The 12,515-nt window shown below is 52.0% G+C and carries 10 protein-coding genes; 8 read left to right on the forward strand and 2 right to left on the reverse strand.

Annotated features, from left to right (window positions below; genetic code table 11):
• The first annotated feature begins 127 nt into the window (after positions 1–127).
• Positions 128–1,069 carry a D-hexose-6-phosphate mutarotase gene (locus tag KJS40_RS06505; RefSeq protein ID WP_213539527.1) on the forward strand — a complete coding sequence of 314 codons (942 nt, stop codon included), beginning with the start codon at positions 128–130 and terminating at the stop codon, positions 1,067–1,069.
• A 28-nt stretch (positions 1,070–1,097) separates the two neighbouring features.
• Here the strand turns inward: KJS40_RS06505 and hrpA are convergent, their stop codons facing one another.
• Positions 1,098–4,988 (reverse strand): ATP-dependent RNA helicase HrpA, encoded by a 3,891-nt coding sequence (gene hrpA / locus KJS40_RS06510; protein WP_213539528.1) that lies wholly within the window; start codon positions 4,986–4,988, stop codon positions 1,098–1,100.
• A gap of 452 nt (positions 4,989–5,440) precedes the next feature.
• On the opposite strand from hrpA, the gene KJS40_RS06515 reads away from it, so the two are divergent.
• The 4 genes from KJS40_RS06515 to KJS40_RS06530 all read left to right on the forward strand — a co-directional run bounded on the left by KJS40_RS06515 (position 5,441) and on the right by KJS40_RS06530 (position 8,289).
• A complete protein-coding gene (locus KJS40_RS06515) occupies positions 5,441–7,192 on the forward strand; it encodes a hypothetical protein (RefSeq protein ID WP_213539529.1) in 1,752 nt (583 codons plus the stop codon).
• A 145-nt stretch (positions 7,193–7,337) separates the two neighbouring features.
• Positions 7,338–7,502 carry a hypothetical protein gene (locus KJS40_RS06520; RefSeq protein ID WP_213539530.1) on the forward strand — a complete coding sequence of 55 codons (165 nt, stop codon included), beginning with the start codon at positions 7,338–7,340 and terminating at the stop codon, positions 7,500–7,502.
• Between the two features lie 235 nt (positions 7,503–7,737).
• Positions 7,738–8,010: a ribbon-helix-helix domain-containing protein gene (locus tag KJS40_RS06525; RefSeq protein ID WP_244859734.1), complete on the forward strand. Its 273-nt coding sequence runs from the start codon at positions 7,738–7,740 to the stop codon at positions 8,008–8,010.
• A 3-nt stretch (positions 8,011–8,013) separates the two neighbouring features.
• A complete protein-coding gene (locus KJS40_RS06530; protein ID WP_213539531.1) occupies positions 8,014–8,289 on the forward strand; it encodes a type II toxin-antitoxin system RelE/ParE family toxin in 276 nt (91 codons plus the stop codon).
• A 355-nt stretch (positions 8,290–8,644) separates the two neighbouring features.
• Here the strand turns inward: KJS40_RS06530 and KJS40_RS06535 are convergent, their stop codons facing one another.
• Positions 8,645–9,775 carry a TIGR03118 family protein gene (locus tag KJS40_RS06535; RefSeq protein WP_213539532.1) on the reverse strand — a complete coding sequence of 377 codons (1,131 nt, stop codon included), beginning with the start codon at positions 9,773–9,775 and terminating at the stop codon, positions 8,645–8,647.
• Positions 9,776–10,169: 394 nt separating this feature from the next.
• Here KJS40_RS06535 and KJS40_RS06540 point away from each other — a divergent pair, with 394 nt between their 5' ends.
• From KJS40_RS06540 to msrA, 3 genes are all read left to right on the forward strand, one after another.
• Positions 10,170–11,102, forward strand: coding sequence for an NAD-dependent epimerase/dehydratase family protein (locus KJS40_RS06540; RefSeq protein ID WP_213539533.1), 933 nt, complete (start codon positions 10,170–10,172; stop codon positions 11,100–11,102).
• A 113-nt stretch (positions 11,103–11,215) separates the two neighbouring features.
• Positions 11,216–11,740: a peptide-methionine (R)-S-oxide reductase MsrB gene (gene msrB, locus KJS40_RS06545; protein WP_025039653.1), complete on the forward strand. Its 525-nt coding sequence runs from the start codon at positions 11,216–11,218 to the stop codon at positions 11,738–11,740.
• 20 nt (positions 11,741–11,760) lie between these two features.
• Positions 11,761–12,471, forward strand: coding sequence for a peptide-methionine (S)-S-oxide reductase MsrA (msrA, locus tag KJS40_RS06550; protein ID WP_244859735.1), 711 nt, complete (start codon positions 11,761–11,763; stop codon positions 12,469–12,471).
• Positions 12,472–12,515: the final 44 nt, after the last annotated feature.

Consider the following 12,515-nt stretch of genomic DNA (forward strand, 5'->3'; position numbering starts at 1 on the left):
TAGGTTTTAATGATATTAGAATAAGTGATGATATCAAGAAAAAGCCTTCCAAACAAATCGTTGGAATGTTATTATCAGGTTGTTTCTATCTAGTCGAACCCAGATAAAACCCGAATGGAATAAAACAATGAATATAGAACAACTGAATGCCGAATACGGAATTGCCGACCAGGTCAAATTCATCGAAGGTGTGGGAGGATTCCCTTTCATCAAGATTGATAACGTCAAGGCAAGCGCTCTGATCTCTATCTATGGCGGCCAGGTCTTGTCCTTTCAGCCTGCCAATGAGCCGTATAACCTGATGTTTCTCAGCGACGCTGCATATTATCAGGCGGGTAAGAGCATCAAGGGCGGAGCGCCGATCTGCTGGCCCTGGTTCGGGCCGGACCCCGAGCAATTGGGGCGCCCAGCCCATGGTTTTGTGCGAAACCGGCTCTGGAGTGTGATGGAAACTGAAGTCACCACGAATGGGGAGTGCAAGATTACCCTGGGTCTGACAGATACACCCGAAACACAGGCGATATGGCCGCATTCATTCAAACTTTCGCTGGAAATTACTGTTGGGGAATCGCTGAACTTGGAATTGATTACGCACAACCCGACAGCCCATACATTTCACATAACTCAGGCGTTGCATACTTATTTCAAAGTAGGGCATATCGATCAGGTAGCGATATCGGGCCTGGAGGGGATCAAGTATATCGATAAAGTGGATAATGGCCTTCAAAAGTTCCAGGCAGGTTCGATAATAATCGATACGGAAGTCGACCGTATCTATCAGGGCATACATTGTGAGGTGCTGATTGATGACGCAGGCCTCGGCCGCCGGATACGAATTACATCCACAGGGAGCAAAACGGCGGTAGTGTGGAACCCTTGGGCAAAAATTTCCGCGGAAATGGGCGACTTGAAAGATGACGATTACGAACGCTTTGTGTGCGTAGAAACCGCCAATGCGGGCGTGGATATCATGCAAGTCGATCCAGGCATGGAAGTGCGATTGGCGGCAAACTATCGCATAGAACAGCATTTGACGGAGTTCGGAAGTGAATTTCCATCTGCCGCTTAGCTGAATACTGTCAAGGTACCGCGCCGATTCAAGCGCTTATTTCTTCCCACAGTTTCTGTAGCCGTTTAGCGGAAACGGGGTAGGGCGTTTTCAACTCCTGCGCAAATAGCGAGATGCGTAGCTCCTCGATTTGCCAGCGGAATCCGGCCAGGGCCGGATCGTGGATTCCGGCCTTGAGTTGCTTTTCAATACGCTGCTCATACTGGTTCCATAGCCCGGCAATAACCGCGCCGTGGCGTGCGTCACGCTCCGGGTTGGCCGCGTATTTGTCCAACCGCAAAACCATGCCTTTCAAATAACGCGGTAAATGTGCCAACTGCTCCCATGGGGTGGCATTTAAAAACCCGGGATAAACGAGGCTGCGCAGTTGAATGGAAAGCTTGTCCTTAAGCTTAGGAGTAGCCGATCCCGCTGTGGAAAGACTGCTCGACAATGCCTGGCATTCACCCGCGATACTTTGTACTGTCCGGATAACAGCTTCAGTCACGGCAGGTAGTCGTGCTCTCGCCCGTTGCCGCTGGGCAATAAACTCTTTTTCGCTACGCGGCAGCGCATCGTCGCCGATGAAAGCGCGGTCGGCGATAGCGTCTAGCATGTCTTCCCTGAGTAGTTGGGGGCTGATAAGGGTTTGCAATTGCAATACAGCCTGGTTCTGGTATCGATTTTGTCCTGATAAATCTTTTTCCAATCGCTTCATTTGCTCCTTGAGTTCGAAGCGCAGCAACTGCCGCATTCCTCCGCGCATATTTGCTTGTGCCGCATGGCGCGTATCGAACAAATGGATGGCTACTTTTTCCTCTTGCGTGACCAGCGCCGGATAGCCGGTCAGTTTCTTCCCATTCCGGATAAAAGTGATTTCTTCGGGCAGGTCACCAAAATCCCAGCGTTTCACATCGTCACGCTCGATGGGGCTGCGCTCGCCCGAATCGAGCTGGGCGAATGTCAGTTGCGCGGCTTGGCCAAGCTGTGCCTTGAGTTGCGCGAGATCACGACTCATCGCCAGTTCGCGCCCTGCATCGTCTACAACGTTATAATTCATCAGCAGATGCAGCGGGGGCTTTTCGTCGTGCCACCTATCCCGCGGAACGGTGATTCCTGTCTTGAACGAGATAAAATCCGCCAATGCTTCAGTCAGAGGCGTAGGTAAAGGCACAAGGGGGGAAGCTGTAACCGTTGACTCATGGCGTTCCAGAAACTGCGTCACGAAATCCGGTATCGGTACCAGGTGACGGCGTATCTGTTTGGGAAGGGCTTTCAAATACCAGGTTATTTTTTCGCGGATCAGCCCCGGGACGAGGCTGTCGAACCGGGCCGCCTGAAGCTTGTTAAGCAGCGGTAACGGCACGGTAATGGTGACGCCATCCAATAGATGCCCCGGCTCGAAGCGATAGGCAAACGGCAGCCGTACACTATCCACGACCGTGCTATCGGGAAAACGCGCTTCCGTAACGTTACCCGCCTCATGACGCATCAGGTATTCCCTGGTGAGATAGAGCAGGCGCGGGTTTTCGCGCTCAGCCTGCCTGCGCCATTTTTCAAACGTTGCGCCATTGCATATCCCGCCAGGGATGAGGTCGTCGTAAAACGCAACGATTTCCGCTTCATCCACGAGCACATCCGGGCGGCGTGTCTTGTGCTCCAGCGCTGCGACATCGGCGATGAGTTTGCGGTTATGCTGGTAAAACGGTGCCTGGGTCACGTATTCACCCGCCACCAGTGCCGAGCGTATAAAAATTTCGCGCGCTTCCTTCGGATTGATGGCGCCGTAATAAATCCGCCGCTTCGGCATGATCGTCAAACCGTACAGTGTTATGCGCTCGAATGCTGACACCTGTGCGGGTGTCTTCTCCCAATGGGGGTCGAAATAGTGCTTCTTGCACAACCCGCCTGCGATTTTTTCCACCCAAAGGGGGTCGATCCTGGCGACGCTACGTGCGTAGAGTTTTTTGGTTTCGGTCAGTTCGGCAGCCATGATCCATTTAGGTTTGGCTTTTTTGAGCACCGAACCCGGAAAAATAGAAAACTTGATTCCACGCGCTCCCAGATACTCGCCATCCTCGTCGGCCTTGAAGCCGATATTGCCGAGCAACCCCGCCAGAAGTGCGCGATGGATTTCGTCATAACTCGCGGGAATCTCGTTTGGTCTCAGCCCGAATTCGGCCACCAAGGTATGTAGCTGACCATGGATTTCACGCCACTCCCGCATTCTGCGGTGGGATATAAAATTTTCCTGGCACTGCTCCATCAGTTTTCGATTGGATTTTTTATGTTTCAACAATTCATCGAAGAAATCCCACAGCTTCAGGTAGCCGATGAAGTCGGATCGCTCATCCTGAAAGCGCTGATGCGCCCTGTCGGCGGCCTCTTGCCGCTCGAACGGCCGGTCGCGCGGATCTTGCATGCTCAAGCCGGACGCGATGATCAGCACTTCACTCAGGCAGTTCTCTTCTTTCCCAGCCAGGATCATACGTGCAATCTTAGGATCGATAGGAAACTTGGCCAATTGCCAGCCTATGCCGGTCAGCGAATTGCTGTCGTCAACAGCACCGAGTTCCGCCAGTAATTGGTAGCCATCCGCGATCATTCGGGGCAGGGGCGGATCGAGGAACGGAAAATTCTGTACTTCTCCAATTTTGAGAGACTTCATGCGCAAAATCACGGCTGCCAGCGATGAGCGCAGGATTTCCGGATCGGTAAATTCCGGACGCGCAAGGTAATCCTCTTCCGAATAAAGACGGATGCAGACGCCGCTCATCACGCGGCCACAGCGCCCCGCTCGCTGATTGGCGGAAGCACGTGAAATTTTCTCGACCTGTAATTGCTCCACTTTGTTGCGATAACTATAGCGATTGAGCCGCGCAAATCCTGTATCGATCACATAGCGAATACCGGGAACGGTGAGCGAAGTTTCCGCTACGTTGGTAGCCAGCACGACACGTCTCAAATTGCTGCCACCGGGTTTGAACACCCGCTCCTGCTCGGCATAGGACAATCGCGCGAACAAAGGCAGAATTTCCATACCGGATATGGCGGCGCCACGGGGGCCGGGCCTGCTCATGCCATGCTTGCGCAGTGCCTCGGCAGTCTCGCGGATTTCCCGCTCGCCGGGGAGGAATATCAACACGTCACCAGTACTGGAACCGGCGGAGCCGGTGATCTCATCCATTGCATCAAGGATGGATTGTTCAATATCGTCTTCTTCCTTATCCTCATTCTGGGCTTCATCCTTACTTCGGTTTTTCGCCTGATATTCAGGATCAATGGAATCGCGCGATCGGATGGGCCGGTAGCGCACTTCCACCGGATACACTCTGCCCGATACTTCAACCACTGGCGCATCATCGAAGTGGGCTGAAAAGCGTTGCGCGTTGATGGTGGCGGAAGTGACGATCAGTTTCAGATCGGGCCGCGCGGGTAGCAACTGCTTGAGATAGCCGAGCAGAAAGTCAATATTGAGGCTTCGTTCATGTGCCTCATCAATGATGATAGTGTCGTAGGCCAGCAGGAAGTGGTCACCTTGGGTTTCCGCCAGGAGAATTCCGTCGGTCATGAGTTTGATATAAGTTTCCGAACTCACTTTGTCGGAAAAACGCACCTTATAGCCTACCGCGTGCCCCAGCGGACTATTGAGTTCCGAAGCGATCCGGGCTGCCACTGTGCGTGCCGCGATGCGCCGAGGCTGCGTATGACCGATCATGCCGGCAACCCCACGCCCGAGTTCAAGGCAAATTTTGGGTAACTGCGTAGTCTTGCCCGAACCGGTCTCGCCGCACACAATTACCACCTGGTTTTCCCGGATTGCGCGCGTTATCTCGTGGCGCCGCGCAACCACAGGCAGATCTTCCGGATAGACCGGTTTAGGCAGATTGGCGAGGCGCCGCTCAGCATCGATCACAGAAATGGCAGGAAGTTTTTTCATCAACCGGTTATTCAAGAGAAGACACGTATTTTAACGCAGTGAAAGGGCCGGGTACGAAACGCGGGATCGGGCAGCGGAAAGCGATTTATTCTTGATTTCTCATTCTCGTCAGCTATGTTTAAAACGGTGGTGCGTCAATCGGCCGCACCCATTTGGATAATACGTAAATAAATATATGTCTGCGTTATACCGGGCAACTGGTTTGTGATGAGGCGACAGTCATGCCATTACCTGAACCGCTATAGATAAGGTAGCATGACTGAACATATTTACGCTTCGATAAACTACCCAAGGTTGGTCCAGGTTCCCGATGAGCTGGAGCTTCTTTTCGAACTGTCCGGGCTAGCCTGAAAAGATCAGCCGGCCGAACATGGAGCGCCGCCTTATCGACCTTATCGAAGCGAAGCCATGCTTATATAAGGCACTCATTTTTTATCCAGGAAAAATCCAATATGCGGGCTGCCATTCAGTTTATCCAACCGGACAGGAAACTGGCTATCCTTACGAAACTGCTGGGCATCATTCAAGGTATCGGCAGTTTGCGGCAGCATATACTGGCGCATGGCGTATTACTGGACAAATTGAATAAAAACGATCTGGAGATATTAAAAAAAGCGCTAACAAACCTGGGGTATTCGAGTTATATCGCCACAGACAGTACCATTCGCCTGCTTATCGCCAATGGTGAATTACGTACCCTGTTTGGGCTGGTGATGCCCATCGGACGTAGACAAAACGCTTTTGCGGAAATCTTTTGGGAACGTGGTTTTACAATTGAGAATCTTCCACCCGATCAAGCCGAGGACCTGAGAAAACGGCTCGAAACCATTGCTACCGTTATTACTGCACCGGACATCCCACAGCCATCTATTCATACAGTTTGCGGCCACGTCAGCCACCCAGACGGTACCCCGATCAGCACTATCGGCTTTACCGCGCGCGTTTTCGATGCGCTGTCGCCAACAAATCTTGTCCCACGCGGAAATACGGTTGCACTTCAGACCAATGGAAATTATCGCATCGATTTTGCCTGGCAGTCAGACAGCAGAAAAGGGCCCAATCTACTGGTTCATGTCTTTGATCCGCAAGGAAATGTCGTTGCGGAAGGTAGAAAAACCTCAGCGGCTATTCAGGAATTCCTCGACATTACGGTCCACCACTTCGAACCTGAAACCTATGCGTTGACAATAACGGTTAAAAACCATGCGACGGATGCTTCTTTGCCCAGGATACAGGTTGACGCCGTATTCCAGATTAACGGCCAGCAACTGATTCGCTCAGGCACGACAGATGCCGAAGGCATGACGCTTATCCCGGTTGATGAATCTTTTTTCGGCACAGGACATACTGTCGAGGTTCTGTTCCGTGTACATCAGGATGATCAAGCGCTCGATACCGATACCTTTATTGAAAACCTTCTACCTGGAAACCAGGCGGTGGAAATTCTGGTTACGGTGCCGAAAGCCGGGGGAGAACTGTGTATCGTCCGAGGCGCCGTTCGACAGACGGATGGCTTCCCTTTGCCGGATGTCATCGTGCAGGCATTCGACCGGGATATGCGGACAGAGACGTTGCTTGGACAGGCGGTGGCCGATACTCAAGGGTTCTATGAGATTGCCTATACCACCGGCCAGTTGCGGCGGCCGGAAAAAGCGCGGGCCGATCTGGTCATCCGCGCGTTCGAACCCCAAGGGAAGGGGGGTGAAATCGCTGTGTCAGGTATTATATTCAACGTTTCGCCGCAACAAACTGTCGATCTTGAGGTTGAACTGGAAAAATTTCGCGGGCCGTCGGAGTACGAGCGATATCTTGCCGAGCTGCAACCGCTGATCGAAAGCGTGCTAATTCACGAATTAACGAAGGAGGATTTGCATTTCCTGGGCGGCAAAACGGGCATTTCGTCCAAACAGCTCAATTATTTGCGGCTGGATGCGCAATGGTCATTTCAACATATGCTGTTATCCGCGGTACCCTACGCTCTTTTTCGCCAAGGGTTGCCGACAGATTTGCACTGTTTGCTGGCAGAAAAACCGTTACGCTTACAGGAAGCACTTAAGGCATCGCTGGCGCAGAACATCGTTCCGGCGGCAATAACTCCCCAAATTGATCAGGTTATTGAGCAGCTTTTATCCCTTGATGATTCGCTGAGCTTCGAACTGGAGCTGGAGGCGGAGGCCAGGCAAGGTGCAGTCAGCGGAGGATGACACCCAAGCTTCGGGCTTGCTTTACGAAACCATGGAAATGCATGTTTATTGCATACGCCTGGATTCCAGCATTCGTTGGAATGATGGCATTTTTCCGAGTGGGGTCTATAGTGATATCATCTTATCCACGATAGGTTTCCAAATCATGCCCAGAAATCGTCGCACTAAACGATTTTTATCCGTTTTGCTGCTTATACTTGGTGGCATGATGATGTTCCTGGCGCCGGAAAACATCTGGATCGGCGCCATTCTTTTCATGCTTGGTCTCGCCCTGGAAATAGCAGGGCTGGTGCTCAGGCGCGATAAATAACGAAACAACTAATAATATCTGGACTGCCAAGGCTAACGACATCCCGCAAAAAGTCATCCGAGCCCAATCGTCATTTAGTTCCAAACAGAATGACTCACTACACTAGGTCATCTTTTTTCCATTCCCTTAATGAATGATAAGGACGTTATCATTCATTAATGTGTATTTTAAAGTGGCCGAAATATTATTTCATATCCATGTTGGGGCTGGACAATCTCAATCTGAATGATTAGTATTGATTGAGATTGTTTCAATTGGATTAAATATGAATACACGTGTCGTCACCGCTCACATTCCTAATGAACTTGCGGAACAAATTGATCAACTCTCTGCTCGACTTGATCGTCCCAAGGGCTGGATCGTAAAACAAGCGTTGACCTCTTGGGTTGCTCTTGAAGTAAAACGCCACCAGCTTACCTTGGAAGGAATGGCAGATGTCGATGCCGGACGCTTGGTGGATCATGCTTCGATTGATGCTTGGGCTACGAGCCTCGACAAGCCGGCTTAATTCATGACGCTTAAATGGACGGTTAGTGCTGAGCGCGATCTTGCTCGCCTTCACGCCTTACTCGCTCCAGTAAATTCTAAAGTTGCGGCAAAAGTGGTGAAGCAACTGGTAGCAGGCGTGCAGCAGCTTCTTGCTTATCCGCAGATTGGAGTGCCGCTCGACGAATTTGCACCCCGTGATGTACGTCGAGTAATTGTGGGGGATTACGAAGTACGTTATGAAGTTGTCGACAGCATGATTTATATCCTTCGCCTCTGGCACGCTCGGGAAGATCAATGATGACACACGCGCCAACCTATCCGCTTCACGGATCAGTGGCACTGTCGGCGTTATTTTTCCCCACCCCGGATGCTGTCGCGTGTAAAACCCCTGCATGCGATCTGCGCTTCTATTGTAAGAATTTAAATCCGGGGAAATTTAGCGGTCATAAAAAAACCCGAAGACGGACGGGCCGGGTTCGGGTTTAGAGTTTCCACTTACAAAGGAGGGATCACTTATCCAACGACTACATGATAAAACTCCCAGAAATAAAGTCAAGCATTTTTGCGGCATATCCCAATCAGCGAAATCAGACCGGGGCATGCCGATTTATGTCGATCAGCCGATAAAAACCCGGGATCTTTCTCTTCCCTTCCTAAATCAAAGCGCGGCGTCGGATCAGCAGACCCAATACCCCAAGCCCAACGAGCATCATTGCATAGGTTGATGGCTCCGGAACCGGTGTCAGAACGCCAAATAACCCGTGGGCTTCGTCATTGGGCCCAGCGGTGAAATACAACAGGTGGCTGCTCCCGGCCAACGTATCGTTTCCAGGGGAAAGTGCCCATAATCCATCGACCGCCAGCGGTTTATTGCTGGCATCGAGCACTTGTCCAAGAAACGCATGAGTATTCGGGTCGTAAATGTTTATGTGCCCGTCGCCGAAATTACCCACCAGCAGGTCGCCCGCCATCGGGCCGAACGAAGATGGCGCGGTAGCTACCCCCCAAGGCGCGTTTAATGTTCCACCCGACGCAACGCGTCCCGCGAGGTCGCCGTTCAGGTTATATTTGTCGACAAAACCGAATCCCAAGCCTGCGACATCATCCTTCTTGGTTGCATCCTGCAAGGCATAGGTGACATAGAGCGAGCCATTGAGATTCTGAACATTGAAAGGAGCATATCCCGCGGGAAGGCTCGGGTCCGTGAATGAACCTGTCAACGCTGGGGCCGAGGTGGTGCCCTTGTAGACATCAATGGTGCCGGCTCTGAAGTTGGCTGCGTACAGGTAATCCTGTCCCGAAACGCTGCCGATGGCTGCGCCCTTGTAAACATTATTCGTTGAGGCCGGGGCGATGGTGTCGGCATTCACCAATCCTGTTGTACCCAGCGCCGGGCGCCAACCGGAAACGCTACCGTTTTCACTGACGAACAAAAAGCGATTGCCATTGAATGATGCGGTGCTGTTGAATACTTGCCCGGTAACGCCGCCGCCAGGGATTGAAATTGTCAGCGCTTGCTTGGCAGTGGCTTGTGTTGCAGGGTTCACGCTATATAAAGGCGATGTTCCAGTACCATTTGCGGAGACCCAGAACGGACCGGTTGGCGCGTATGACATCCCCCATGCATTCTGGAGGCCGGGATCGGTAAGTTGTGCGGGATTCGCCGCCTGGTCGTCGGTCACAAGACCGGTCGCTGTGAATGAAACAGCCCAAGCAGGGATAGAGAGCAGAGATACCACTATCCCTGCTGCGAGTGAAGGCAAAAAGGATCGAACTTGTCGCATGATATTTCCCCTAAGATAATTATAAGAACTCGATGCCACGCTAGTTTGTTCCCTCTCTATTCTTCTCTATCCCGTTCTGTCCCTTACTTTTTTCTCTTGAAAATAAAAGCTTGCGACCTGTAGAATCGACATTGCGTAAAATTGTCCATGACCGCTCGGGTGCAGGCTTTTCCGGGATGAGAAGCGTAGTTCTCATTTAACACAGCCCGTGTGATGAAATTATTGTTTTACTATAAAATTTTTGTGAAATTTCAATCCGGTCACTTTTCGAAAGGCGATTTCGGCGGGGTGGATTTCTCGCTGGAAAGCGGAAATTGATATATAACCTTCGTCTAGCCCTCGAGGTGCGAAAGCCTGTTCCAGGCATCAGAACTCTTGTCCGAAGGCCTCCACTATGGGCTTGAAAGTCTTTGTCACCGGAGCCGGCGGTTATCTCGGAAATGTGCTCGTTGCTCATCTGGCCGCTATGCCGGGGGTCGAGCGCGTAACCGGCCTGATTAACAACACATTGCCGCCAGCACCCCTGTCGGCTAAAGTAAATCTCGTCAAGATGGATATTCGCTCACCGGAACTGGCGAGCGTGATGGCCGGGCATGAGGTCGTTGTACACACTGCGTTCCTTGTCCAGTGGACATCCAGGATGCCAGCGGCAGTTCGCGATGACATCAATTTGAGAGGCACGCGGAATTTGGCTCGGGCGGCGATCGAAAGCCGTGCTCAAAAGTTTATCTATGCCAGCAGTATCTCGGCGTACGACCCCATCCTGGTGCAAGGAACAGATAACGTAAAGGAAGAATTTCCTACCGGAAAAGGCGATTCCTCCATGTATTACTGGAATAATAAGGCGATTGCGGAGAAGATACTGACAGAGATTCTGGAACCGTCCGGAATCGTGTTGACCTTGCTTCGCCTCAGCTACATCATTGGTCCGCGCAATCGCGTGACAGTGGCGGGGTTTCGCGAGAATGCAGCAAATTTCCCAGGCCGGGATCCACGCGCGCAATTTGTGCATGAAGAGGATGTGGCTGAAGCTTTTGGGCAGGCAGTGCGCACTGAAATGCCTGGCGCCTTTAACGCTGTTCCAGATGGCAACATCCGGCTCAGTGAGGTCTATAAAATTATCGGTGCGAAGCCCATACTCGCCCCATTATGGTTGGCGCACCTGATAACATTCGTTCGCTGGGAATATCTCGGTTCGCCCATACATCCATCCTGGATCCGGTCGGCTCTGGTGGATGCGACCTTGAGTAATGCAAAACTGAAAGCTACGGGATGGCGCCCGCGATATAGCAGCAGGGATGCCATCCTCGCCGCCATCGAAAAATAACGGATTTTCTCAATCATTCCATTTGGAAAACATCGAAGGGAACTTGTTCAGACCCTGAAGAACCATAACTGCGCGTACACGGTCAAAGTTTATAATAACCGAAGGAGGATCCCATGAATCGACGCGCCGTACTGCAAAGTCTCGCCACGCTGGCGGGGCTGCCGTTGATTTCGGCATGCTCAAGCAGCAAAACAGCGGTAAATACGCCAACTGCGATAACGGTAAAACCCCTGAACAAACCGCATGAAGACTGGCGAGGCCTGGTTTCGCCCGCCGCTTATAAGGTATTGTTTGAAGAAGATACGGAGCCTCCGGGCAGTAGCGCGTTGAATCGTGAAGACCGGGAAGGCACTTTTATTTGCGCCGCGTGCTATCTGCCGATGTTCGATAGTGCGAATAAATTTGAAAGCGGCACGGGATGGCCCAGTTTCACCCAGCCCATCGCAGGACATATGGAAACAAGGCGCGATTTCAAGATGATTCTGCCGCGCACGGAATACCATTGCGCGCGCTGCGGAGGTCACCAAGGCCATGTATTTAACGATGGGCCCCTTCCCAGGGGAGAGCGCTGGTGTAACAATGGCCTGGCCCTCCGATTCGTGCTGAAAGGTGAACAACTGCCGGCCCTCAGAGGTTGATTAACCCCCAGCCCCGGACTATGTTCAAGCCATTTATATTTTACGCCATGCCTCACGCCCATCCTGTCCGCCGGATGTTCGACGCTATGATGATGGGCGTGATGCTGATTATGTTAGCCGCATGCGAACCGCCGGGTGCACACATCAACGCCTCGGCCGCCAGCCCATCAGCGAGTCATGCCAACTCGCCCACCGCGTCTTCCGTTACGGATATCGCCATTTTCGCTGGCGGTTGCTTCTGGTGTACGGAAGCGGATTTTGACGAGGTGCCCGGCGTCATATCCACTACATCCGGTTATATCGGCGGCAAGGTGGCCAATCCAACTTATAAGCAGGTATCTTCAGGAAAAACCGGTCACATTGAAGCAGTGCAGGTGCGCTTCGATCCGGAAAAGACCAATTTCGCCAAGCTGCTGGCTGCATTCTGGCCGACGATCGACCCCCTCACTCCCAACGGTCAATTCTGTGATGAAGGCTCGCAATATCGCAGTGCAATCTTTTATTATGATGCCGGTCAAAAGCGGCAGGCCGAGGCATCCAAAGCCGAGCTCGAAGCCTCTGGTCGTTTTACACAGCCTATCGTGACCGAGATTTTACCCGCCACGAAGTTTTACCCGGCGGAGGAATACCATCAAGATTATTACATCAAAAATCCCCTCCGCTATTCCTATTACCGCAGCAGCTGTGGTCGCGATGCGCGTCTAGTCCAGGTATGGGGTATTCGCAAATAGCCGGGGAGGCGGTAGCTCTATCCTTTAACTCACTTTGAGACTCG

This window comes from Nitrosospira sp. NRS527, from assembly GCF_018406445.1.
GTDB lineage: Bacteria > Pseudomonadota > Gammaproteobacteria > Burkholderiales > Nitrosomonadaceae > Nitrosospira > Nitrosospira briensis.

What these genes read in the sequence shown, in the direction of transcription:
- KJS40_RS06505 (WP_213539527.1), top strand. Translation starts at nt 128, where the DNA reads ATGAATATAGAACAACTGAATGCCGAATACGGAATTGCCGACCAGGTC.
- KJS40_RS06540 (WP_213539533.1), top strand. Translation starts at nt 10,170, where the DNA reads ATGGGCTTGAAAGTCTTTGTCACCGGAGCCGGCGGTTATCTCGGAAAT.
- KJS40_RS06520 (WP_213539530.1), top strand. Translation starts at nt 7,338, where the DNA reads ATGCCCAGAAATCGTCGCACTAAACGATTTTTATCCGTTTTGCTGCTT.
- KJS40_RS06535 (WP_213539532.1), bottom strand. Translation starts at nt 9,775, where the DNA reads ATGCGACAAGTTCGATCCTTTTTGCCTTCACTCGCAGCAGGGATAGTG.
- KJS40_RS06530 (WP_213539531.1), top strand. Translation starts at nt 8,014, where the DNA reads ATGACGCTTAAATGGACGGTTAGTGCTGAGCGCGATCTTGCTCGCCTT.
- msrA (WP_244859735.1), top strand. Translation starts at nt 11,761, where the DNA reads ATGTTCAAGCCATTTATATTTTACGCCATGCCTCACGCCCATCCTGTC.
- msrB (WP_025039653.1), top strand. Translation starts at nt 11,216, where the DNA reads ATGAATCGACGCGCCGTACTGCAAAGTCTCGCCACGCTGGCGGGGCTG.
- hrpA (WP_213539528.1), bottom strand. Translation starts at nt 4,988, where the DNA reads ATGAAAAAACTTCCTGCCATTTCTGTGATCGATGCTGAGCGGCGCCTC.
- KJS40_RS06515 (WP_213539529.1), top strand. Translation starts at nt 5,441, where the DNA reads ATGCGGGCTGCCATTCAGTTTATCCAACCGGACAGGAAACTGGCTATC.